The organism is Halorussus rarus, assembly GCF_003369835.1.
Classification (GTDB): Archaea; Halobacteriota; Halobacteria; order Halobacteriales; family Haladaptataceae; genus Halorussus; species Halorussus rarus.
In genome coordinates, this window is record NZ_QPMJ01000001.1 from 373,581 (window position 1) to 395,083 (window position 21,503).

The following is a 21,503-nucleotide window of genomic DNA, read 5'->3' on the forward strand; positions in this document are numbered from 1 at the left end:
AAACGATTCCGACCCGGACGCGGGGTCGTCCGACCGGGTGTGACCGCCCTGACCGGGTGTGACCCGCACCCGAGTCGGTCCGGGCCCCGTCAGTGCTCGACGAACTCCACGAGGACGCCGCCGGTCGACTTCGGGTGGAGGAACGCGACGTCGTGACCCCACGCGCCGGGCCGGGGCTCCTCGTCGATGAGGTCGACATCGTGTTCGCGGGCGGTCGCCAGCGCGCCCTCGATGTCGTCGGTTTCCAGCGCGACGTGGTGGATTCCCGGCCCGTTCGCGTCGAGGTACCGCGAGACGGTCCCGTCTTCGAGGGGTTCGAGCAGCTCGAAGTAGCTATCGCCGAACGCGAGGAAGACGACCTTCAGGCCGTCGAACTCCTCCTCGTGGGCGACCGGCGCGTCGAACAGGTCGGCGTACAGGTCGGCGAGGTCGGCCGCGTCCTCGGTGGCGATTCCGACGTGGTCGATGTGCATGTACCTGGGTTCGGTTGTTCGGGGTATAGGTTCAGCGGTACTGCTCTACGGTGTGGACTAAGTCGTGAGGGTGAGTGATGGAAGCCTTCCAGGAGTCGGTGAAATCCGGACAGGCTGCTGTCGGCGGTGAAGGCGTGGAGGAAGCTACCTACTGCCGTCACCTATGAATTACCGCAACCGCACAGCCCCGCCACAGCCTCACCCTCCCCAGCCTCCTGCGCTACTCGCTTCGCTGCGTTGCTCGTCCACCGTCGGAGGCAAGCTCCGACGAGCCTTCGGACACTTCGTTCCCGAAGACCTCGCACGACTTGGCGCGGCCACGAGGGCGCACCGTGGGAGCGAAGCTCCCACGAGCCTGCGCTCGCTCCGCTCGCACAGACGCCAGCGTGCGCCGACAGCGCGAAGTTTGCCTCGGCCGACCGCCGCCACGGGCTCGACTCCGCCCGGAACAGCACTTATCACGCCGTCCGCCGTGTCCGGAGACGTGAATCCGACCGACCTCAGGGACGCGATTCCGGCGCTGGAGCGCGCGACCTATCTCAACACCGGGGCCGCGGGGCCGAGCCCGACCCGGGTGGTCGAGGCCGTCGAGGGCTGCGTCGAGCGCCACGAGTACGTCTCACCCGCCGAGGAGGGGATGTACCCCTGCGCGTTCGACGTCTTCGACGAGGCGCGGGCGGTCGTCGCCGACCACCTCGGCGCCGCGCCCGAGGAGATCGCGCTGACCCAGAGCACCACCGACGGCATGAACCGCATCGCGGCCGGTCTCGACTGGGAGGCGGGCGACACCGTGGTCCGGACCGACCTCGAACACTCGGCGGGCATCCTGCCGTGGAAGCGCCTGCAGCGCCGGGGAGTCGAGGTCGAGGTGGTCGAGACCGAAGCCGGCCGGCTCGACACCGACGCGATGGCCGACGCCGTCCGGGACGCCAAACTCGTCTGCGTGAGCTCGCTCACGTGGAGCCACGGCACCCGACTGCCGGTCCGCGAAGTGGTCGAGATAGCCCACGACGCGGGCGCGCTGGTCTTGGTCGACGCCGTCCAGTCGCCCGGCCAGGTGCCCGTGGACGTCCACGAGTGGGGCGCGGACTTCGCGGCCGGCGCGGGCCACAAGTGGCTGCTCGGCCCCTTCGGCGCGGGGTTCGTCCACGTCGCCCCGGGCGCCGAGGCGCACCTCGAACCGACCCACATCGGCTACCGGAGCGTCGAGGACCCCAACGCCGAGGAGTACGCCTACGAGCCCGGCGCCCACCGGCTGGAGGTCGGTACGGTCTCGCCCGCGCCGTACGCCGGGCTCTGCGAGGCCATCCGAACCGTCGAGGAGCTGGGCTACGACGCGATTGGGCGCCGCGTCGAGGAGCTGACCGACCGGCTGAAAGCGGGCGTCGAGGACGCCGAGACCGCCCGCCTGCTGAGCCCCCGGGAGTACGAGTCGGGCCTGGTGTCGTTCGCGGTGGACGATCCCGACCCCGAGGCGTTCGTCGAGGACCTGGCCGAGGACGGAATCCGGATCCGGTCGCTCCCGTTCCCGGAGAACGCGGTCCGGGCGTCGGTCCACGCGTTCAACACAGAGGGCGACGTCGACGAACTGGTGGCGTACCTGTAAGCCGCGGCGTCGGAACCGGTATCGCCCGCGGAAAGACTGATTGGCCGCCTCGTCGCACGTCATGCATGGACACCGACAGACAGCTCTACGAGCAGGAGGCGACCGGCTGGCGGCGCGGCGTCTACGACGACGTCCAGGCGACGTTCCGCGCGCCGGTCGTCAACTGGATATTCCGGACGCTGATGGCCAACGACCCCGAGTTCACCCGCTACCTCTGGGGACAGATCAAACCGACGTTCGAAACGCGGGCGTTCGGGCGGTACTCGGTCGCGTACCGCGACGCGGTCGTCTCGGCCGTCGAGGACCGGGCGACCGGCGGTCGAGCGGCGGACGACGACGGGGAGGCCGACGACCTCGGGATTCCCGCGTACCGACGCGCCGACCTCGACCTCGGGCCCGCCGAGTTCCGCGAGTTGCGGGGCCAGGTCGCGACGTTCGACGTGGTCGGTCCGCGCCTCGCCGCGCTGTTCGAGGTGGTCGACCGGTCGCTCCGAGGGGAGTCGGTCGGCGCGGACCTCGACGCGGACGCGGCGGCGACCGAGCCGATGCCGGCGCGGTTCGACCGCGACCGAGGTCTCTCGCCGACGATGGTCGACGCGGACTCCGTCCCCGAGGAACTCGCCGACACCGTCGAGCGCGTCCGGACGTTCCACGGGCTGGACGAGGGGCTACCGAGCATCTACCGGTGTCTCGCGCAGTGGCCGGCGTACCTCCGTCCCGCGTGGGACGACCTCGAACCGACGCTGGATTCCGAGGCGTTCGACCGGGCCTGCGAGCGCGCGGGCGAGGAGACCGACGCGTTCGTCGACTCGATTCCGTACGCGCCGCGGCTCTCGCCCGACGACCTGCGGGCTCGCGGGATGGACGACGAGGCGGTGAGCGAGCTGCAGGAGCTGTTCGCGACGTTCAACCGCGGGCCGATAGAGACGGTGGTGCCCGCGCTGCACGTGTACGCCGCGACGCTCGGGGCGGAGGGGCGACGAGAGATGGGCTGAAGGGCACCGCGGGGGCCGATTCAGACCGCCGCGCCGGGCTGGTACTCGCCGAACGTCTCGCGCAGGACGCCGCAGATCTCGCCCACGGTCGCGTACGCCTTCACCGCGTCGACGATGTACGGCATGAGGTTGTCGTCGCCCTCGGCGGCCTCCCGGAGCGCCGACAGCTTCGCCTCGACCGCCTCGTCGTCGCGGTCGTCCTTGACCGCGTCGAGCCGGTCGATCTGGCGCTGTTCGTCCTCCTCGGTGACCTCCTGGATGTCGACCTCGGGCTCCTCGTCGACCTCGAACTCGTTGACGCCGACGATGATGCGCTCTTCCTCCTCGATCTCGCGCTGGCGCTCGTAGGCGACGTCCTGTATCTGGCGCTGGACCCACTGGTCCTCGATGGCCTGGAGCATGCCGCCACGGTCGTCGACGCTGTCGAGGATGTCGAACGCCTCCTCCTCGACGCCGTCGGTCAGGCTCTCGACGTAGTAGCTCCCCGCGAGGGGGTCGATGGTGTCGGCCGCGCCCGACTCGTGGGCCAGGATCTGCTGGGTCCGCAGGGCGGTCCGGACGCTCTCCTCCGTGGGCAGCGCGAGCGCCTCGTCCTTCCCGTTGGTGTGGAGGCTCTGGGTACCACCCAGGACGGCCGCGAGCGCCTGGTACGCCACGCGGACGATGTTGTTGTCGACCTGCTGGGCGGTCAGCGTCGAGCCCGCTGTCTGGGTGTGGAACTTGAGCTGCTTGGACTTGGGGTTCTCGGCGTCGAAGCGCTCCTCCATGATGTCGGCCCACATCCGGCGGGCGGCCCGGAACTTCGCGACCTCCTCCAGGATGTTGTTGTGGGCGTTGAAGAAGAACGAGAGCTGGGGCGCGAACTCGTCGACGTCCAGCCCGGCGTCGGTCGCGGCCTCGACGTACTCGATGCCGTTGCCGAGGGTGAACGCGAGCTCCTGGGCGGCGGTCGCGCCGGCCTCGCGGACGTGGTAGCCCGAGATGGAGATGGTGTTGAACTTCGGGGTCTCCTCGGCGCAGAACTCGAAGATGTCGGTGATGATGCGCATCGAGGGCTCGGGCGGGTAGATGTAGGTGTTGCGCGCGATGTACTCCTTCAGGAGGTCGTTCTGGATGGTCCCGCGCAGCTCCTCGCGGTCGACCCCCTGCTTGTCGCCGACCGCGATGTACATCGCGAGCAGGACCGACGCGGGCGCGTTGATCGTCATCGAGGTCGACACCTCGTCGAGCGGGATGCCGTCGAAGACCGTCTCCATGTCGTGGAGCGAGTCGATGGCGACCCCGGACTTGCCGACCTCGCCCGCGGCCATGTCGTCGTCGGAGTCGTAGCCCATCTGCGTGGGGAGGTCGAACGCCATCGAGAGCCCCGACGACCCGTTCTCGATGAGGTACTTGTACCGCTCGTTGGTCGCCTCGGGCGTGCTGAACCCGGCGTACTGGCGCATCGTCCAGAACCGGCCGCGGTGCATCGTCGAGTACACCCCGCGGGTGTACGGCTCCTCGCCGGGGAAGCCCAGGTCCTCGTTGTAATCGAGATTAGCCACGTCGTCGGGCGTGTAGAGCCGGTCGACCTCCTGGCCGCCGGTGTCGGTGGTGAACTCCTCCTTGCGCTCGCCGAAGCGCTCGACGGTGGGGCCGACAGTCTCGTCCTCCCAGTCCTCGCGCGCCTCGCGTATCTCCTCGAGGTCGTCGGCGTCGAACATTACCTAGGACGTCGGGCGCGCCGCTCTTAACGATTGGCGGATTCGGGCGACGAGCGACGGAGCGGCCGACCCCCGCCGGCTATCGCCGCGGACGGACGCGGACGCCGAGGCAGACCGGACACCGCGGCTCGACGATCTCGTCGCCGGCGGCGAACTCCTCGCCGCAGTCGGTGCAGGCGTAGCGCCGGCGGTCCTGGGTGTTCGGGGCGCGGTGGGCGATTGCGCGGGACATGATTGCTCCTCGCTTCACGGTTGGAGCGGCACGTCGGTAAAGGGGGGTTCCGGTTCTCACGGATTGAAAATCGGCGTGGTGAACCCCGATTTCCAGGCGAGAACGCGCTTGCACGACTCCGCGCACCAGTCGTGTCGACGCGCCTCTCGCGTGGACACCACTCGAGTAACACCTCACAATGCAGCCAGCGAACTCGACCGTACCCGCGGCCTTCGTCCACTTCTTTCTGGGCGACCTCAACTGCCCGTGTCGTACTTGTAGGTCGCGCTGTTTGGGTCGATGCCGAAGTCCTCGGCGGACTCCTCGGGCTCGGGCTCGTCCTCGTGGGGCTGGGCGCGCTTGAACCGCTCGCGGAGCCGGTCGGGCATCGTGAACTCCTCGACGTCGAGGGCCATCGCGACCGCGTCGGGGTCGACGCCCTCGCGCTTGGCCGCCAGCCGCTCGCGGAGCTTCGCGGGCAGCTCGCTCGTCTCGACGCCCCGGAAGCCGAACTGCGAGAGGTAGTCGGTCGCGCTCGTCAGCGCGAACACCGCCCCGAACCCCTGGTCGCGGGCGTGCTCGACCAGCCGCTCGACGACGTGGGCGCCGACGCCCTGCCGGCGCCAGCTGTCGAGCACGCCGATGCTGGTGAGCTCGCAGAGCTCGCGGTCGTCGGTCTTATGGATGCGGACGCGGCCGAACCCCGCCTTCGCGCCCGACGTCTCGTCGACGGCGACCACGTAGTCGCGGGAGCGGAACGCGGTTTCGTCGAGACCCATCGCCTCGATGTGGTCCAGCAACCAGACCTCCTCCCTGTTTTTCGCGTCCCGGACGTACATGGGCGTGAGTTGGCCCGCAGGGGGTAAAAAGGTGTGGCGCGGGTCGCTACAGGCCGCCGGTGATCTCGTCGAGCCGGTTCACGACCTGCTGGAGGTCGGCCTCGTCCTCGATGGCGTCCCGGACGCGCTCGCGCTGGCGGACCTCCGCGGCGCTCGCGCCGTAGGCCCGGACGTACTCCGCGCGGGAGTGCTCGTCGAACGCGTGCCGGATGGCGAAGTAGCCGTCGGGGACGACCGACCCGCAGACCTTGCACTCCCGGCGCTTGTGGTCGGTGGTCTGGTGGACGATGGCCTCCTCGACGTCGTCGAACGAGTCGCTGCAACCGTCGATGCCGCACTCCCAGTCGGTCATGTAGGGGGATGGTCGAAGCCTCCTGATAAAACCTTTCTCCCGAAGTCGGTGCGATCAGCCTCCGCTGCGATCACCGAATCGCTGTGGGATGCGGGACGGGTCCTCGCCATCGCTCCGTTCCGGCCTTCCCCACCGCGAACAGGATACAGTCGGAGTCACAGCGAGGGCCTGCTCCGACGGCGATTTCGCGCCGACGAACGAAGTCGACGACCGCTACTTAAATACGAGGTACCGTTCACAGTATGATAAACCGGTCGCGCCGTGAAATGGTCCGCCTGCTGATAGTGGAATCCGCGGCGCGTTCGGAATTCAGTACAACGGTTCTGGCCCTTTAACAGACGCGAGTGTCCCGTACGAGACGGCCTGTGCGAACAGGCACGTGCTCCCCATGAATCCGACCGACACCGAGAGTCGCGACCGTCGCGACGCGACGGTCGTGTCTCGCACGACGTTCAACGATCCCCGAGGCGCACCGCCGAGCATCGCCATCGCCGAGGCCCTCGCCGAACTCGAGGACACACCGCCGTCCCGTACCGACTTCAGGTTGGCGGACGAGGTCGACCCGGACGCGCTCGACGACCTCGTCACCGACGACCCCCTCGACGTCCGGGTGGAGTTCACGGTGGACGACTACCTCGTCGTCGTCCAAAGCAACGGAATGGTCCAGATACGAACCGTCGAGGAGTAACACGAGTCCGAACCGACCTGATCCGCGGTGATTGTGTACCTGCGACGCCCGGTAGAACAGTCACACGTCTCCGACGCACTCCCGAACCGGCTCGCTCCTCCATTCCCGCTCCGCCGACGCGGACGTCACCCGAGCGCGTCGGGCACCTCCGCGACGGAGCGAACTCGCTCGTCCGGACGACCGTCGACCTCGCCCCGGTAGGCGTCCGCGTCGTCCCCCGCGAGGTAGACGCCCGTGAAGCCGGCCTCCTGGGCCGGCAGGACGTCGCGTTCGAGGTCGTCGGCGACGAAGACGTACTCGTCGGCCGGAATCGCCTCCCGGGCGGCCGCGAAGATTTCCAGGTCGGGCTTGCCCGCGCCGACGTCCCCGGAGGCGACCACCGCGTCGAAGTAGTCCGCGAGGCCGTGGCGCGCGAGCTTCCGCCGCTGGCAGCGCGACCCGCCGTTCGTCAGCACCCCGAGCGCGATTTCGGAAGCCGATTCGGCCGAGTCGGACGGCTCCGAGGCGAGCGCGTCGAGGGCTTCGCGAACCCCGGACCTGAGCTCGGTCGCGGCGGCCTCGCGCTCGATGTAGGTCTCGGCCAGCGCCTCGGCGTCCGGATCGAGGTCGTGGGCCGCCCGGAGGTCGGCCATCGCCATCCGGTAGGGTTCGGAGTGACACTCCTCCAGGTACCCGAAGAACGCCTCGGTGTAGCGTTCGAGGTGGTGTGGCCCGGCGTCGACGCCGTGGTCCGCCAGCGCCGCCTCGAAGAGGCCAGCGAAGTCCTCGGGGAGGTCGACCAGCGTCCCGTCGAGGTCGAAGAAGACCGCGCGCATGGAGTCGGATTCTCGCCGACCCGCGAAAAAGGTCAGGGACGTTGTGGAACTGAGTAGCAACCAGTGAGCGCCCGGTGCGACAGTCCACCGGGATGCACTGATGACACTACTGACGGGGTGGGACCGAAAGGGGCCGCCCGGTCGCGTTTACCCTGGTCGGCTGAGCGAAGCAAACGAGACCTCGGAAGTCGCATGCCCGCGCAGCCGAAGGCGAGCAGGAACGTCTTCGGGTGGCGACCGGGCGGGGGCTTTCGAAGACGTCGATGCGGTCTCTCTCGCCCAGAATCCTCCCGTTACTCCCCGATTCTACGACTGCCGGTAGATGAGGTTCCGCTGGATCTCGTTGGCGCCCTCGTAGACCACCGGGATGCGCACGTCCCGATACACCCGTGCGATCCGGCGGTCCGTGAGGATCGAGCGCCCGCCGTGGAACTGCATCCCCTGCTCGGCGCAGTCGGTCGCGGTCTCGGTCGCCTTCGTCTTGGCCATCGCGGCCCACAGCCCGGCGTTGTCGCCGTCCCGGACCTTCTCGGCGGCGCGGTAGGTCAGCGCTCGGGCCGACTCGAACTCCATCCGCATGTCCGCCAGGCCGTGCTGGACCGCCTGGAAGTCCGAGATGGTGCGGCCGAACTCCTCGCGGCCGTGGACGAACTCCCAGGCCTCCTCGATGGCGGCCGCGGCGAGCCCCAGGCCGTGGCCCGCCACCACCGTCCGGCCGTGGTTGAAGAACTCCGCGAGCAGCATGAAGCCCGCGCCCTCCGACCCCACGAGGTGGTCCTCCGGAATCCGGCAGTCGTCGAAGACGATGTGGGCCTGCTTGCTCGCGCGCATCCCCATCTTCTCGGGGATGTGCTCGGCCTCGTACCCCTCGATGTCCGTGGGGACGATGAACAGCGAGTGGTTGCCGTAGCGGTTGTCCTCGTCCTCGCCGGTCCGGGCGTACACCGTGAGCCAGTCGCCCTCGACGCCGTTGCCGATCCAGTACTTCTCGCCGTTGAGCACCCACTCGCCGCCGTCGTCGCTCTTCTCGGCGGTCGTCTGCATCCCCGACAGGTCGCTGCCGGTGTCGGGTTCGGACACCGCGAGGCCGGTGATCTGGTCGCCCTCGGCCACGGGCCGGAGGTACTCCTCGCACTGCTCGTCGGTGCCGTACTCCTCGACGATCTCGGCGCCGAAGCTGGCGAGCTGGAGCGAGAGCGCGATGCCGGCGTCGGCCCGGAACCACTCCTCGGCGACCGAGAGCATCTGGACCACGTCCCAGCCGCGGCCGCCCCACTCCTCGCCGATGTCCTGGGCGACGAGGCCCGCCTCCTGGCCGGCCTCGATGAGGTCCCGGGGATACTTCCCCTCGCGGAAGTACTCCTCGGCGTTGGGGGCGATGTGCTCGTCGGCGAACTCTCGGGCCTCGTGTTTCACGTCGCGGGCGTACTCGGGGACGATGTCGTCTGCGAGGAGCTCCATGCCGGACGATGGGCCCGCGCCGGGTTATACTCCGGGGCTATCGGTCGGCGGGCCGGATCGTTCCGGCGTCACTCCGATTCGATGAGTCGGGTCTCGCCGTACACCCGTTCGGTCAACAGCAGCGCGACCAGCCCGAAGATGATGACCGTGTAGGCGACGGCGGCGAAGAGCGCGTCCTGGGTCGTCCCGTACTCCCCGGTCCGGAAGATGATCGCCTTCCGGACCATCGCGATGACGCCGGTGTAGATGATGAGCCGGACGATGCTGCGGGTCTGGCTCTCCTGCACGTACGCCAGGACCGTCTGGTACACCTCGACGATGATCAGCAGGAGGAGTCCGGTGTCGATGAAGCGGATGACGACGAGGGGGTCGGTGATCTCGCCGGTCTGCGCCGACTGGACGATCTGGAGCAGCAGGTCGACGACGCCGATGGCGAAGAGCGCGGCGAACACCGTCGCGGTCGCCAGTTCCACGCCGCGGATGAACCGCTCCAGCGCGACGACGTAGGTCTCGGTGACCCCCGACCACGACACCTCCACGTCCGGGACCCGGCCGCCCGCGTCCCCGTCGTCCTCGCCGTTACTCATTCCCTGTCGACGATTGGGGACGACGGCCAAAGACCGTACCGGCACCCGAGGCGGCCGCCGTCGCGTCGTGACGAGCCGTCGATGTTCCCGCCGTCCGGCCCGGGGACGCGCGCCGAGCGGTCCGACCGCCGTGGACGTCCGTGACGCTCCCTCCCGATGGTTGATAGAATCAGAACGGTTAACAGCAGGGTGTGGCAACGTTCGGACAGACGTGACCGAGGGCGAGTCGTTCCGCGTGGACCTCCACGTGAAGGTGCTCGACGAGCGGATAGTCGAGCGAGCGAAGGCCAGGGGCCTGGACGCGCTCGTGTACGCGCCCCACTTCGAGCGCTTTCCGGACGTGCGTCGGGAGGCCGCGCGGTACTCGGACGACGATCTACTGGTCGTGCCGGCCCGCGAGGTGTTCACCAACGACTGGCGGGACCGCAAGCACGTCCTGGCGCTGGGGCTCGACGACCCGATTCCGGACTTCATCTCGCTCGCCGACGCCATGGACGAGCTCGCCCGCCAGGGCGCCGCGGTGCTCGTTCCGCATCCGGAGTTCCTCACGGTCTCGCTGTCGGAGTCGGACCTCGCGGCCTATCGCGACCGGATCGACGCCGTCGAGACGTACAACCCGAAGCACTGGCCCCACCACAACCGCCGGGCTCGCGAGCTCACCGCCCAGTACGACCTGCCGGCGTTCACCTCGTCGTACGCCCACCGACGGCAGTCGGTCGGCGAGGCGTGGACCGAGTTCGACGGGTCGCTCGACGGCGAAGCCGATCTGATCGCGGCGCTCAAGGACGGTGCGCCCCGCAGGGTCGTCCGGCGGTCGGGCTGGCGCCACGAACTGCGCTGCGCCGCCGAGTTCGCCCACCTCGGCTGGGAGAACTCCTACGAGAAGATCGACCGGCTGTTCCTCTCGGGGACGGAACCGACCCACCCCGACCACATCGCCTACGAGGACCGGTTCGACGGCGTCTACTAGATGAGGCCGGCCACGGTCCGTGTGAGGTCCTGGACCGGCAGGTCGAGGTGGACCACGCCGGCGATCAGCGCGACCTCCAGCGCCGAGACCCCGACCGTGACCACGGTGGCCCACTTGCTGGAGACCGGGACGCCCACGGGAAGGTTGTACTCCTTCTCGAAGGGGTAGAACAGCGCGATGCCGCGCTTGCTCCCCAGCATGTCGAGCGCGTAGTGGGTCGCCACGCCGACCCAGACGAAGTGGAGGTTGTCGAAGTAGACGGGGTAGAGGTAGAACAGCGCCAGCACGGGGAGGTTGTGTAGCGTCTTGCGGTGCTTGCCGAAGGCGGTGTCGACGTCGGGGAACAGCGCCCCCAGCACGACCGGCACGGATATCTCGGCGATGGCCCGGAACGTCGGCACGTCGCCCGCGGGGTGGAAGACGTACCCCAGACCGATGCTCAACAGGACCGCGTTCAGGACGTGTCCCTCCTTGTTCATGGCTCTCGGGTCACGGTCCGACCCTCGCCCGGCGACGACTCAAGGCTTTCTGTCTGTCGTCTGACGCGCGTCTTGCGATTCGCGGGTCGGAGCGCGACAGAGAGCGAGTCGCAGCGCGACAGAGCGGAAAAAGACGAGACCGACGTCCTGAACTGCGAGAACGAGAGGAGACGAGACGGTCACCGAACCACTTCGTCGCTACCGGAACACTTCGCTGTTGAGCCAGGGGTCGTCGATCCAGTAGGCGCGCAGGTAGAGGTACCCGACGCCGACGAGAACGCCCACAGCCACGGCCGTTGCTAGTAGTCCCATATGGCGACTGACACCACCGGGCGTAAATAGCTTCGGGAAGGCGACGTTTGGCGACTACTCGGCGTTCGACTCCACCTCGGCCAGCACGTCCCGCAACGCCTGCCGGGCGATCTGCTCCTTGATCTCCGTCCTGTCGCCGTCGAACTCGTAGCGCGAGACCACGGAGTACGATTCCTGAGTCCCCCAGTCGCCCGCGTAGGCGACCCCGACGAACACCGTGCCGACCGGCTTCTCGTCGCTCCCGCCGGTCGGGCCCGCGACGCCGGTCGTGGCCACGCCCCAGGTCGTACCGGCCGCGTCCCGGACTCCCCGGGCCATCTGGCGCGCGACCGGCTCGCTGACCGCGCCGTGCTCGTCGAGGGCCTCGCGGGCGACCCCGAGCTCCCGGAGCTTGGCGTCGTAGGAGTAGGTCACCAGCCCGCGGTCGAAGTAGTCGCTCGACCCCGGCACGTCGGTCAGCAGCGACCCGACCAGTCCGCCGGTGCAGGACTCGGCGACCGCGACGGTCTGGTCGGCCGCCCGCAGGGCGTCTCCGATGCGCTCCTCGACCGGCGGGTCCTCGGCGTAGTCGTCCATACCCGGTGGTGAGGGGGCGGAGTCGAATGAAGGTAGGGGACGCCGCGCGAGAACGCGCCGCCAGTCGAGGACGCGCCGCTGCGAGCGCTCAGTTCCCCTGCCGGACGTCGGCGTCGGGGTCGATCACGCGGTCGATGGTCTCGGGCGCGCGCCAGTCGGTCGTCAGCTCCAGCAACTGGACCACCATCCTGGCCGTGGCGCCCCACACCGTGTAGCCGTCGACGCGGAAGAAGTGGACGATCGCTTCGCCGTACTGGGGGTGCTCGCGGCGCTCGTTCTCGTAGTTATCGGGGTCGATCATGTCGGCGACCGACAGCACCGCGATCTCGGCGACCTCCCGCTCGTCGGGCACGTACTCCCGGTCGGGGACGGTGGCGACGTAGGGCGTGATGGCGTACCGGCTCGTGGTCCGGATGTCGTCGAGGCGTCCGACGATGTCGGCCTCCGCCGGGCGGAGCCCGATCTCCTCCTCGGCCTCGCGGAGCGCGGTCGCCTCCAGGTCGGCGTCGCTCGGCTCGCGGCCGCCGCCCGGGAAGCTCATCTGGCCGGGGTGCTCGCCGAGGTGGTCGGCCCGCTTCGTGAACAGGAGGTAATCCTCGCCGTCGCGGCGGACCACCGGAGCCAGCACCGCGGCGTCGTGGTCCTCGTCGGGGATGTCCCGCGGGTCGTGGTCGGCCACGCGACCCAGTTCCATACGCCCACGTCGTACCCCGGCGCCTTAATTCGCTCGTCCTCGACGCGCCGCCCCGGGCGGTCGATCTCGCGATACTCCGGGACGCGAGGCGGGCACCGACCCTACTCGAAGGCCCGGTCGAGCGTCTCGCGCACGTCGTCGGTCTCGACCGGCGCCCACGCCTCGAGGTCGTAGCTCACGTCGAGCAGCTCCTGGGCGCGGTCGGGGTCGCCGGCGGCCGCGACGGTCCGGGCCTCCTCGTGCAGGCGCTCGGCGACCGCCTCGCCGAGCCCCTCGCGGTCGATTTCTCTGTCGGGCACGTCCATGATGTGCGGGAGGTCCTCGCCGTTCTCCGGGACGGTCGGGAAGGCGGCGGGCCCGGCGACGAGGACCGTTTCGGCCCGTTCCTCGTCGCCGCCGTCGCCGCTCGCCTCGGTCTCGACGAGGTAGTAGCTCTCGACCGCGCGCTCGATCTCGGCCGCGAACGCCTCGCGCTCGACGCTCTTGCCCTGCTTGAACGCGAGCTCGACCAGGCCCTGTTCGAGTTCGTCGTGGGTGAGTCCGCCGAAGAGGTCGACGACCCCGGCGAGCTCGTCCTTCGTGTCGGCCATTCGTTACGGGGAGGGGTTCTCGCGGGGGCTTAGTTGTTCGGGAAGCGGGCACGGTGATTCCGTTCGGGGAGTCCCCGGCTATGACAAGTCAAAACGAGTTGAACGACCCAGCCTCGGCAGAGAAGTAGGACAGAAAGCCCCCGGCCGGCCCCTTTCATCCACCCAGACGGTGGAACTGCCGGCCTGACAACGCGACATTCAACACCCAACTCTTGCGAACATTCAAATGGGAAGCCGGAACGAACCCCGACCGGACGCCTCGCGCGGTCGCCCGGAACCCCCGCGCGCTCGGGGACCGCCAGTCCGACTACCCGGAGACGGCTGAGTCCAGTGACGGACCCTCGACAGTCACGCTTATTCGAAGTACGCCGCCAGCCTGTCGGCGGCCTCCTCGACGCGCGGACTCACCAGCGCGAACCGGAGCCAGTCGTCGAACGACTCGCCGAACGCCTCGCCGGGCATCCCCGCGACGCCCGCCTCGTCGACCAGGCGCTCGACGTTCTCCAGCGTGCCCGGGAAGTCCGGGAACCGGGCCATCACGTAGAACGCGCCGTCGGGCGACGAGTACTCGGCGCCCGCGGCGTCGAGCGCGTCGGTGAACGTCGCGACGCGCTCGCGCAGGAGTTCGCGGTTGGCCTCGTAGTAGGCCGGGTCGGTGTTCCGGAGCGCGTGGAGCACCGCGTACTGGCCGGGTCGGGTGGTGGCGACGTTGGTCAGCATGTGGCGGGTCTTGGCCACGTCGACCAGCGACTCGGGGAAGACCGCGTACCCGACGCGAAACCCAGTGATGGCGAACGTCTTCGAGTAGGAGTTGGTGACCACGCGGTGGTCGGAGTCGAACGACAGCGCCGACGTGAACTCGCCCGAGAAGTCGAAGTGGTCGTACACCTCGTCGCTGACCAGCAGCGCGTCGTACTCCTCGGCGACGGCGACGAGTTCGCGCATCGTCGCCTCGTCGTACACCGCGCCGGTGGGGTTGTTCGGCGTGTTGACCACGATGCCGGCGGTTTCCTCGCTGGCAACCTCGCGCACGGCGTCGGGGTCGAGCGACCCGTCGTCGGCGGTGGAGACGTACCGCGCGGTCGCGTCGAGCATCGTCGTCTTGCCCGGGTAGTAGGGGTAGACCGGGTCGGTGAGCACGAACTCCGACCCCCGCTCGCGCTCCAGCGCCCGGGCCATCGCGAGGTAGTTGGCCTCGCCGCCGCCGTTGGTCACGATGATCTGGGCGGGGTCGACGTTCCGGCGCTCGGCGATCTCCTCGCGGAGTTCGACCAGCCCCTCGCTCGGCGGGTACTGGAAGTCCGCGCCGCCGAGGTCGGCATACTCGTGGAGCCCCTCGGCGAGCGCCTCGGGCGACCCCCAGTCGGGGTTCCCGCTCACCATGTCCACCACGTCGCGGTCGGCCCGCTCGGCGTACTGCATCACGTGGAAGAACAGCGGCGTCTCGTAGTCCATAGTGGTGGGGTCGGCCGCCGCGAAGGTCTTTCTTTCGTTCGGTGCCGCCCGTACCCTGTCAAAAGAAACAACGCATCCGGCCGCCTTTGTCCGCACATGGCAGACGCGAATCCCGACGCGGTCCGAGACTACTACGAGTACGTCGACGCCGAGGACTACGAGTCGGTGTTCTCGCTGTTCGCCGACGACGTGACCTACGCGCGCCCGGGCCAGGCGGACGTCTCCGGGATGGCGGAGTTCCGGGAGTTCTACCTGGAAGACCGGCCGCTGGAGGACGGCAGCCACGAGGTCCGCGACCTGGTGGTCGACGGCGACACCGTCGCGGTCCGCGGCGAGTTCTCCGGGACGCAGGACGACGAGGAGGTGTCGTTCGGCTTCGCGGACTTCCACCGCTTCGACGACGACGGGAAGATCACCGAGCGGTGGACCTACACCGACCGCGACGAGGTGTGAGCGACCGGTAGGCAGTTCTCGTTGGGGGCTTCCCTTCATCCCCACTGTGACGGTGAAGGGTCGGTGAGTGCTACTACTGCCGTCACATCTGTACCGCACAACACCGCACCGCGACAGCCACGCACCTCCCCAACCGCCTGCGTTGCTCGGCCTTCGGCCTGCGCTACTCGTCCCTCGCACGCTTGGCGGCCCCTCGGAGGCCGCCAGTGCGCGCCGGTCAGGAGGGCCGGTTGTGCGCGAATCCCCCGACCCGGTAAGAATTCGTGCGTGCCGATACCCTTTTGACCCTCCCGCGGGTACCAGTGGTCACATGGTCGCAGAGACGATGGATCGCGTTCCGCACGAGCAGTAGACGAGTAACACGAGTGACTATTACTGGAGGTGTTCGCGAGTGCTGACGACTGGCAAGACTATCACAGAGACTGGACTGGACGCCGCCGCGCTCAAACCCGCCGAGTGCGACGTATCGCGCGCTGTAGAACTCCCCTTCGAGACGGTCGCCATCGACTACGAGGGGCGCGAGCACTTCCCGGACGAGGCGACGCTCGCCCGCATCGCCTCCCAGAAGGAGGTTCGCCTGACCACGCCCGTGAGGGCCGACGGGTTCGACCCCCTCGGCGACGACGCCCGATACGAGGCGATCCCCGAGGGCGTCGACCGGGTCGCGGTCGCGGGCCACCCCGCATACCTCACCGACGAGGAGCGCCGGCGGGCGGTCGCGCCCCGGCTCCGGTCCGCGGTCGAGCGCGACCCCGCCGCGTGGGTCGGCACCGAGGGCGTCGAGCGGCTGGCGCTCGCGACCGGCGCGACCCAGTTCGAGCTCCTCTCGCGGACCACCGAGCGAGACGTACGGGCGCTCCGCGCCGCGGGCTTCGACGGCGAACTCGCGGTGTACGCGCCCACCGTCCTCACCGACGACGAGGACGAGGTGCTCGACGCCGTGGGCGGCTACGCCGCCCGCCGGGGCCCCGTCGCGAAGGCGCTGCCCGAGGGCGCGGCCACCGACCGGACCGCGACCGACCGGGCGCGCGAGGTGCTCTCGGCCGCGGTCCGCGACTACGCGCTCGTCGGGACGCCCTCCGGCGTCGGCGAGCGCGTCGCGGCGCTGAAGGAGGCCGGCGTCGACCTCGTCGTCGGCTACCCCGCCCGGGGCGTCGAGGAGTTCCTCGGGTAGCGCGCCGGTCGGCGGGCCGCCGCGACTGACCGGGACCCGCTCGACCCGACCCAGGTCGGTACGCCTTTCCCCTCCGACTCCGAACGCCGAGCCATGCGACTCGCACGCCTGCTGACGCCGGACGGACCCGTCCGCGGCGAGTACGAGGACGGCGTCGTCCGGGCCGACGACGGCACCTACGAGGTCGGCCGCGACGGACGCCTCCTCCCGCCGTGCGACCCCTCGGCGCTGTACTGCGTCGGCCGAAACTACGCCGAGACGCTCGACCAGATGGAGTACGAGCGCCCGGAGGAACCGGACTTCTTCATCAAGCCGCCGACGTCGCTGCTGGCCCACGGCGAGCCGATTCGGTACCCGCCGTTCACCGACGAACTCACCTACGCGGGCGAACTCGCCGCCGTCATCGGCGAGCGCTGCCGGAACGTCGCGCCCGACGAGGTTTCGACGGTCGTCCGGGGGTACACCGTCATGAACGACGTGGACGCGCTCGACCAGCAGGGCCGGACCGCCCGCAAGGCGTTCGACGGGTCGGGGCCGCTCGGCCCCTGGATCGAGACCGACGTCGACCCGACCGACCTCGACATGTACACAGACGTCGCGGGCGAGCGCCGCCAGGAGGCCAACACCGAGCTGATGCTGTTCGATCCCTACGAGGTCGTCTCGTACATCTCGGAACGGTTCACCCTCCGGCCGGGCGACGTGGTAGCGTTCGGCAGTCCCGCGAATCCGGGCCTGGTCGAACCCGGCGACGAGGTCCAGATCACCTACGAGGGCGTCGGCACGCTCCGCAACCAGGTCGTCGCGCCGGAGTAGCGACTGCTCTCGTCCCACCCTGTGGCTCGCACCTTCTCGGTTCCCCGCCTCCATTTCCGCCGGGCACACCTCTAAGTGGGCGCTCGTCAATCCCTCGGCCATGAGTCGCTCGCATCTCCACGAACACACCACGACGACCGCGGCCGACGCCCTCACCGAGGCCGAGGTGGCGGTGCTGCCGACCGGCAGCGTCGAGCAGCACGGCCCCGCGCTCCCGCTGGGGACCGACTTCCTCGCGGCCCGCGCGGTGGCCGAGACGGCTGCCGACCGCGACGATACGGTTCTGCTCCCGCCGATTCCGGTCGGCGTGAGCGCCCACCACCGCCAGTTCGACGGGACGCTCTGGACTGACCCCGAGACCTTCGAGGCGTACGTCGCCGACATCGTCGCGAGTCTCGCCGAGCACGGCGTGCGGAAGGCGGTCGTCGTCAACGGTCACGGCGGCAATTCGGACGCGCTCCGGCGGGCCGCCCGCGGTCTCCGCGACGAGGAGGTCGCCTTCGCGACGCCGTGGAACTGGTGGGCCAACCTCGACGCGCTCATCGAGGCGGAACTCGACACCTCGCTGGGCCACGCCGACGCGGTCGAGACCAGCGTGATGCTCGCGGTCGCGGGCGACCTCGTGCGCGAGGCGGCCCTCGAAGACGCCGAGGAGCGCGGCGCCGACTCGTGGGGCAAATCAGTTCGGGGCGCCCCGGTCGGCTTCGACACCGTCGACTTCACCGACAGCGGCGCGGTCGGCGAACCCACCGAGGGGTCGCGAGAGGTCGGCGAGAAGCTGCTCGACCACGCGAGCGACGACCTCGCGGCCTTAGTCGACTGGCTGGCCGAGCGCGACGTGGCGGACCTCTGGCCGAGGGAGCACCGATGAGAGTCGCGGTGATCGGCGGCGGCGCGGTCGGCGTCACCGCGGCCTACGACCTCGCGCGCCGGGACGCCGAGGTCGTCCTCTACGAGAAGGGCGAGGTCGGCGGCGCGAGCACCGGCCGGGCGGCCGGCATCCTCTACGACGCCTTCGCAGCGACCGAGGACGCCCGGGTCGGCGCGCGGGCGATGGAGCGGTTCCGGGAGTTCTCGGGCGAGGGCGACTTCGAGTTCCGCGAGACGCCGTACGTCTGGTTCGCCCGCGAGGGCGACGAGAAGCGCGCCGAGCGCATCCGCGAGCAGGTGCCCCGGATGCGCGAGCGGGGCCGGGACGTCTCGTTCGCAGGTGCAACGACCCTCCGTGAGCGCTTCCCCGCGGTCGAGTGGGACGACGTGGGCGTCGCCGCAATCGCGGAGAACGCCGGCTGCACCGACCCGGGGAGCTACGCCGACCTGCTCGCCGAGAAGGCCCGGGCCGCTGGCGCAGAGATCCGGACCGGCGTCGAGGCTCGAATCGACGCCGCGGACGTCGCGGTCGCGGGCGTCGACGGCGAGGGCGCTGGCGGAGGAGACGCCGGCCGCGACCGCGAATCTTTCGACGCGATCCTCGTCGCCGCCGGTGCCCACACCAAGCGGTTGCTGGCCATCGCCGGCATCCCGGTCCCGCTCAAACCCTATCGGGTCCAGGCGCTCACCGCCGGCCTCGCCGACCGGACGCGGGCCGCCCTGCCGATGTGCTACGACGCGACCGGGGGCTACTACCTCCGGCCCCACCCCGGTGGGTTGCTGGCGGGCGACGGCACCGAGGAGGTCGAGAGCGACCCCGACGACTGGAAGCGCGACGCCGACCGGGAGTTCCGCGCGGTGACCCGCGACCGGCTCGCCCGCCGGCTCGGCGGGTTCGGCGCTGTCCGCGAGTCGTGGGCCGGGCTCTGCGTGGCGACGCCCGACCGCGACCCCCTGCTCGGCGAACTCCGCGACGGCCTCCACGTCGCGGCCGGGTGGCAGGGCCACGGGTTCATGCGCGCGCCGGCGCTCGGCGAGGCGGCCGCCGAGTCGGTGCTGGGCGACGACCCCGTGCCCGGGTTCGCCCCGACCCGCTTCGACGGCGACGAGGAGTTCGACGTCGTCGAGGGGATGGCGGTCGAGTAGCGACGACGCGGTCGCCGGAAAACCCCGTCTCGACTATCGTTCCGTCTCTACCGTCGTCCGGACGTCCCGCGAGGACCGGGCCACCTCGATAGTGTAGGTCCCGGCGTCGGTGACCCATCCGTCGTCGGAGTCGTAGCGGGCGAACGCCCGGGCGGCGAGGTCGATCTCCACGGTCCGGGTCTCCCCCGCATCGAGGCCGACCGCGGTTGCGCCGGCGAGTTCCCGGACCGGTCGCGCGACGCCCTCCGGCGCCTCCGGCGGCCGGACGTAGGCCTGCACGACCTCGCGGCCGGGTCGCTCGGCGCGGTTCTCGACGGTGACGCGTACCGACTCGCCGTCCGCCTCGGCCCCGCCGTACCGGAAGTCGGCGTACGAGTGGCCGTGGCCGAACGGGTAGGTCGGTTCGACGTCCGCGGCGTCGAAGTGGCGGTAGCCGACGAACAGCCCCTCCGAGTAGTCGGCCGCGCCGTCGACGCCGGGGTACTGGGCCTCGTCGGCCGCGGGGTATGCCTCCTCGGGCGCGAAGGTGACCGGGAGGCGACCGCCGGGGTCGCTGTCGCCGTACAGCACGTCGGCGAGCGCGGCGCCGTGGGCCTGCCCGGGGTACCACGCCGCGAGCAGGGCGTCGACGTCGTCGCGCCACGGGAGTTCGACGGGGCCGCCCGCGTTGACCACGGCGACCGTGCGGTCGGCCGCCTCGGCGACGGCTTCGACCAGTTCGTCCTGCCGGCCGGGCAGTCGGAGGTCGTCGCGGTCCCGGGCCTCGGTGGTGGCGTCGCGCACGACGACCACGGCGACGTCGGCCGCTTCGGCGGCCGCGACCGCCTCGTCGATGGAGGGGTCCGGGTCGGGATCGGGGTCGGCCGCGACGCCGTCGCGCTCCTCCTCGCCGTCGACGAAGGGCAGCAGGTCGAACAGCGAGACGTCCTCGATCTCGGGGACGCCGCGCGCGACGATCACCTCGCCCTCGGCGCGGGCGGTGACGCCATCCCCTGGGCTGACGGCCCGGAACGGCGTCGTCTCCGAAGAGCCGCCCCCGCCGAGGGTCGCCTCGTGGACGTTCGGCCCGACGAGCGCGACGTCCGTCTCGTCGTCGAGCGGCAGGACGCAGTCGTTTTCGAGCAGGACCGTCCCCCGGGCGGCGATGCGCTCGGCGAGCTCCCGGTGCTCGGGCGCGTCCAGCGCGCCGTCGTCGCGGTCCCCGTCGAGCAGTCCGATGCGCTCCATCTGGCCGAGGACGCGAGCGACCATGTCGTCGAGGCGCTCGGCGGGGACCGTCCCCTCGTCGACCGCCTCGGACAGCGGCTCGCCGAAGAGGCCGGCCTTCGTCGGGTTCGGGACGCCGTCGATCGAGTCGAGGTCCGCGTCCGGCGCGTCGTCCGGAACGTGGTCGGCGTCTGCGTCGGCATCACCGGCCGCGTCCGGCGCGCCTTCGAGTTCCGCCACGGAGACGCCGGGCATCTCGACGTCGAGGCCGGCGGTGGCCGCGCCGACGGTGCTCTCGACCCCGTACCAGTCCGAGACGACGTAGCCGTCGAACCCCCACTCCTCCTTGAGGACGTCCGTGACCAGCCGGCGGTGGTCGCTCACGTGGGTCCCGTTCACCCGGTTGTAGGCGGTCATCACCGACCCGACCCCGGCCTCGACCGCGGCGCGGAACGCCGGCAGGTAGAGCTCGCGGAGCGTCCGCTCGTCGATCTCGGCGCTGACCTCGGTGCGGTGGTGCTCCTGGTTGTTGGCAACGTAGTGCTTCACCGTGGCGATGACGTCCTCGTCCTGGATCCCCTCGACGACGCCAGCGGTCACGCCGGCCGCCAGCCGGGGGTCCTCGGAGAAGTACTCGAAGTTCCGGCCGCAGTGGGGCACCCGGACGAGGTTGGTCCCCGGCGCGAGCAGCGCGTCCTGGTCGTGGGCCTTCGCCTCGCGGGCCATCGCCGCGCCCTGCTCGCGGGCGAGGTCCGGATCGAACGTCGCCGCCAGCGCCAGCGAGGCGGGGAAGGCGGTGGCTCGCTCGCCCTCGGCGCGCACGCCCAGCGGCCCGTCGACCAGCCGGAACTCGGGGACGTCCAGGCGGTCGACGCCGGGCAGGTAGCCCGTCGCGGTCCCCGCCGGGTCCGTCGCGCCCCGGACCAGCCGGAGCTTCTCGTCGCGGGTGAGTTCGTCCACCAGCCGCTCGACTCGGTCGGTCGTGTCGGCCATGTATAACGGTCCGGCGACTGACGGTTAGATGTTGGCGTAGGA

General features: G+C 70.2%; 23 protein-coding genes. 9 read left to right on the top strand and 14 right to left on the bottom strand.

The genetic code is table 11. The features are described 5' to 3' along the window. Positions 1-89: 89 nt before the first annotated feature. Positions 90-473 carry a methylmalonyl-CoA epimerase gene (mce, locus tag DVR07_RS01950; protein WP_115795096.1) on the bottom strand — a complete coding sequence of 128 codons (384 nt, stop codon included), beginning with the start codon at positions 471-473 and terminating at the stop codon, positions 90-92. 484 nt (positions 474-957) lie between these two features. Between mce and DVR07_RS01955 the strand changes: the two genes are divergently transcribed. Further along, a complete protein-coding gene (locus tag DVR07_RS01955; protein ID WP_115795097.1) occupies positions 958-2,079 on the top strand; it encodes an aminotransferase class V-fold PLP-dependent enzyme in 1,122 nt (373 codons plus the stop codon). A gap of 65 nt (positions 2,080-2,144) precedes the next feature. After that, positions 2,145-3,074 carry a halocarboxylic acid dehydrogenase DehI family protein gene (locus DVR07_RS01960; protein WP_115795098.1) on the top strand — a complete coding sequence of 310 codons (930 nt, stop codon included), beginning with the start codon at positions 2,145-2,147 and terminating at the stop codon, positions 3,072-3,074. A gap of 20 nt (positions 3,075-3,094) precedes the next feature. On the opposite strand, the gene DVR07_RS01965 is transcribed toward DVR07_RS01960, so the two are convergent. The 4 genes from DVR07_RS01965 to DVR07_RS01975 form a co-directional block, all read right to left on the bottom strand. Continuing rightward, positions 3,095-4,777 carry an acyl-CoA mutase large subunit family protein gene (locus DVR07_RS01965; protein WP_115795099.1) on the bottom strand — a complete coding sequence of 561 codons (1,683 nt, stop codon included), beginning with the start codon at positions 4,775-4,777 and terminating at the stop codon, positions 3,095-3,097. A 79-nt stretch (positions 4,778-4,856) separates the two neighbouring features. Then, a complete protein-coding gene (locus DVR07_RS21285) occupies positions 4,857-5,009 on the bottom strand; it encodes a hypothetical protein (protein ID WP_162829401.1) in 153 nt (50 codons plus the stop codon). 236 nt (positions 5,010-5,245) lie between these two features. Then, a complete protein-coding gene (locus tag DVR07_RS01970; RefSeq protein ID WP_115795100.1) occupies positions 5,246-5,827 on the bottom strand; it encodes a GNAT family N-acetyltransferase in 582 nt (193 codons plus the stop codon). Between the two features lie 46 nt (positions 5,828-5,873). Next, positions 5,874-6,179 (bottom strand): DUF7565 family protein, encoded by a 306-nt coding sequence (locus tag DVR07_RS01975; protein ID WP_115795101.1) that lies wholly within the window; start codon positions 6,177-6,179, stop codon positions 5,874-5,876. Positions 6,180-6,567: 388 nt separating this feature from the next. Here DVR07_RS01975 and DVR07_RS01980 point away from each other — a divergent pair, with 388 nt between their 5' ends. Further along, on the top strand, positions 6,568-6,867 hold the full coding sequence (locus DVR07_RS01980) for a HalOD1 output domain-containing protein (protein WP_115795102.1): 300 nt from the start codon (positions 6,568-6,570) through the stop codon (positions 6,865-6,867). A 125-nt stretch (positions 6,868-6,992) separates the two neighbouring features. Here DVR07_RS01980 and DVR07_RS01985 read toward each other — a convergent pair whose 3' ends face one another. The 3 genes from DVR07_RS01985 to DVR07_RS01995 all read right to left on the bottom strand — a co-directional run bounded on the left by DVR07_RS01985 (position 6,993) and on the right by DVR07_RS01995 (position 9,730). Beyond that, on the bottom strand, positions 6,993-7,682 hold the full coding sequence (locus DVR07_RS01985) for an HAD family hydrolase (protein ID WP_115795103.1): 690 nt from the start codon (positions 7,680-7,682) through the stop codon (positions 6,993-6,995). A 306-nt stretch (positions 7,683-7,988) separates the two neighbouring features. Then, complete coding sequence (locus tag DVR07_RS01990) at positions 7,989-9,143, bottom strand: acyl-CoA dehydrogenase family protein (protein WP_115795104.1); 1,155 nt, start codon at positions 9,141-9,143, stop codon at positions 7,989-7,991. 68 nt (positions 9,144-9,211) lie between these two features. Further along, positions 9,212-9,730: a phosphate-starvation-inducible PsiE family protein gene (locus DVR07_RS01995; protein ID WP_115795105.1), complete on the bottom strand. Its 519-nt coding sequence runs from the start codon at positions 9,728-9,730 to the stop codon at positions 9,212-9,214. 211 nt (positions 9,731-9,941) lie between these two features. Between DVR07_RS01995 and DVR07_RS02000 the strand changes: the two genes are divergently transcribed. Further along, the gene (locus DVR07_RS02000; RefSeq protein ID WP_115795106.1) at positions 9,942-10,700 is read left to right on the top strand and encodes a PHP-associated domain-containing protein; all 759 of its coding nucleotides are present in this window, start codon (positions 9,942-9,944) and stop codon (positions 10,698-10,700) included. Here the strand turns inward: DVR07_RS02000 and DVR07_RS02005 are convergent. From DVR07_RS02005 to DVR07_RS02025, 5 genes are all read right to left on the bottom strand, one after another. Then, positions 10,697-11,179, bottom strand: a complete 483-nt coding sequence (locus tag DVR07_RS02005) for a metal-dependent hydrolase (protein ID WP_115795107.1) — start codon at positions 11,177-11,179, stop codon at positions 10,697-10,699. The genes DVR07_RS02000 and DVR07_RS02005 overlap by 4 nt on opposite strands. 366 nt (positions 11,180-11,545) lie before the next feature. Next, positions 11,546-12,067, bottom strand: a complete 522-nt coding sequence (locus DVR07_RS02010; protein WP_115795108.1) for a CinA family protein — start codon at positions 12,065-12,067, stop codon at positions 11,546-11,548. A gap of 88 nt (positions 12,068-12,155) precedes the next feature. Next, on the bottom strand, positions 12,156-12,761 hold the full coding sequence (locus DVR07_RS02015; protein WP_115795109.1) for an NUDIX hydrolase: 606 nt from the start codon (positions 12,759-12,761) through the stop codon (positions 12,156-12,158). 101 nt (positions 12,762-12,862) lie between these two features. Then, positions 12,863-13,351: a DUF7109 family protein gene (locus DVR07_RS02020; RefSeq protein WP_115795110.1), complete on the bottom strand. Its 489-nt coding sequence runs from the start codon at positions 13,349-13,351 to the stop codon at positions 12,863-12,865. Positions 13,352-13,705: 354 nt separating this feature from the next. Continuing rightward, positions 13,706-14,806 (bottom strand): pyridoxal phosphate-dependent aminotransferase, encoded by a 1,101-nt coding sequence (locus tag DVR07_RS02025; protein WP_115795111.1) that lies wholly within the window; start codon positions 14,804-14,806, stop codon positions 13,706-13,708. Between the two features lie 96 nt (positions 14,807-14,902). Between DVR07_RS02025 and DVR07_RS02030 the strand changes: the two genes are divergently transcribed. From DVR07_RS02030 to DVR07_RS02050, 5 genes are all read left to right on the top strand, one after another. Continuing rightward, positions 14,903-15,259, top strand: a complete 357-nt coding sequence (locus tag DVR07_RS02030; protein WP_115795112.1) for an ester cyclase — start codon at positions 14,903-14,905, stop codon at positions 15,257-15,259. Between the two features lie 391 nt (positions 15,260-15,650). Beyond that, positions 15,651-16,433 (top strand): DUF7388 family protein, encoded by a 783-nt coding sequence (locus DVR07_RS02035; RefSeq protein ID WP_115795113.1) that lies wholly within the window; start codon positions 15,651-15,653, stop codon positions 16,431-16,433. 93 nt (positions 16,434-16,526) lie between these two features. Then, complete coding sequence (locus DVR07_RS02040) at positions 16,527-17,246, top strand: fumarylacetoacetate hydrolase family protein (RefSeq protein WP_115795114.1); 720 nt, start codon at positions 16,527-16,529, stop codon at positions 17,244-17,246. 100 nt (positions 17,247-17,346) lie between these two features. Next, positions 17,347-18,117 (top strand): creatininase family protein, encoded by a 771-nt coding sequence (locus DVR07_RS02045; protein ID WP_115795115.1) that lies wholly within the window; start codon positions 17,347-17,349, stop codon positions 18,115-18,117. Then, positions 18,114-19,262 (top strand): NAD(P)/FAD-dependent oxidoreductase, encoded by a 1,149-nt coding sequence (locus DVR07_RS02050; RefSeq protein WP_115795116.1) that lies wholly within the window; start codon positions 18,114-18,116, stop codon positions 19,260-19,262. Before DVR07_RS02045 ends, DVR07_RS02050 begins: the two co-directional genes overlap by 4 nt. A gap of 33 nt (positions 19,263-19,295) precedes the next feature. On the opposite strand, the gene DVR07_RS02055 is transcribed toward DVR07_RS02050, so the two are convergent. After that, positions 19,296-21,461 carry a beta-glucosidase family protein gene (locus DVR07_RS02055; RefSeq protein WP_165881719.1) on the bottom strand — a complete coding sequence of 722 codons (2,166 nt, stop codon included), beginning with the start codon at positions 21,459-21,461 and terminating at the stop codon, positions 19,296-19,298. Positions 21,462-21,503: the final 42 nt, after the last annotated feature.

Excerpts from the sequence above, each read along its gene's own strand:
- DVR07_RS01990 (WP_115795104.1), bottom strand. The coding sequence starts at position 9,143 with ATGGAGCTCCTCGCAGACGACATCGTCCCCGAGTACGCCCGCGACGTG.
- DVR07_RS02020 (WP_115795110.1), bottom strand. The coding sequence starts at position 13,351 with ATGGCCGACACGAAGGACGAGCTCGCCGGGGTCGTCGACCTCTTCGGC.
- DVR07_RS01970 (WP_115795100.1), bottom strand. The coding sequence starts at position 5,827 with ATGTACGTCCGGGACGCGAAAAACAGGGAGGAGGTCTGGTTGCTGGAC.
- DVR07_RS02015 (WP_115795109.1), bottom strand. The coding sequence starts at position 12,761 with ATGGAACTGGGTCGCGTGGCCGACCACGACCCGCGGGACATCCCCGAC.
- DVR07_RS02005 (WP_115795107.1), bottom strand. The coding sequence starts at position 11,179 with ATGAACAAGGAGGGACACGTCCTGAACGCGGTCCTGTTGAGCATCGGT.
- DVR07_RS02010 (WP_115795108.1), bottom strand. The coding sequence starts at position 12,067 with ATGGACGACTACGCCGAGGACCCGCCGGTCGAGGAGCGCATCGGAGAC.
- DVR07_RS21285 (WP_162829401.1), bottom strand. The coding sequence starts at position 5,009 with ATGTCCCGCGCAATCGCCCACCGCGCCCCGAACACCCAGGACCGCCGG.
- DVR07_RS01985 (WP_115795103.1), bottom strand. The coding sequence starts at position 7,682 with ATGCGCGCGGTCTTCTTCGACCTCGACGGGACGCTGGTCGACCTCCCC.
- mce (WP_115795096.1), bottom strand. The coding sequence starts at position 473 with ATGCACATCGACCACGTCGGAATCGCCACCGAGGACGCGGCCGACCTC.
- DVR07_RS02045 (WP_115795115.1), top strand. The coding sequence starts at position 17,347 with ATGAGTCGCTCGCATCTCCACGAACACACCACGACGACCGCGGCCGAC.
- DVR07_RS01995 (WP_115795105.1), bottom strand. The coding sequence starts at position 9,730 with ATGAGTAACGGCGAGGACGACGGGGACGCGGGCGGCCGGGTCCCGGAC.
- DVR07_RS02040 (WP_115795114.1), top strand. The coding sequence starts at position 16,527 with ATGCGACTCGCACGCCTGCTGACGCCGGACGGACCCGTCCGCGGCGAG.
- DVR07_RS01960 (WP_115795098.1), top strand. The coding sequence starts at position 2,145 with ATGGACACCGACAGACAGCTCTACGAGCAGGAGGCGACCGGCTGGCGG.
- DVR07_RS01980 (WP_115795102.1), top strand. The coding sequence starts at position 6,568 with ATGAATCCGACCGACACCGAGAGTCGCGACCGTCGCGACGCGACGGTC.
- DVR07_RS01965 (WP_115795099.1), bottom strand. The coding sequence starts at position 4,777 with ATGTTCGACGCCGACGACCTCGAGGAGATACGCGAGGCGCGCGAGGAC.
- DVR07_RS02030 (WP_115795112.1), top strand. The coding sequence starts at position 14,903 with ATGGCAGACGCGAATCCCGACGCGGTCCGAGACTACTACGAGTACGTC.
- DVR07_RS02050 (WP_115795116.1), top strand. The coding sequence starts at position 18,114 with ATGAGAGTCGCGGTGATCGGCGGCGGCGCGGTCGGCGTCACCGCGGCC.
- DVR07_RS02025 (WP_115795111.1), bottom strand. The coding sequence starts at position 14,806 with ATGGACTACGAGACGCCGCTGTTCTTCCACGTGATGCAGTACGCCGAG.
- DVR07_RS01975 (WP_115795101.1), bottom strand. The coding sequence starts at position 6,179 with ATGACCGACTGGGAGTGCGGCATCGACGGTTGCAGCGACTCGTTCGAC.
- DVR07_RS02055 (WP_165881719.1), bottom strand. The coding sequence starts at position 21,461 with ATGGCCGACACGACCGACCGAGTCGAGCGGCTGGTGGACGAACTCACC.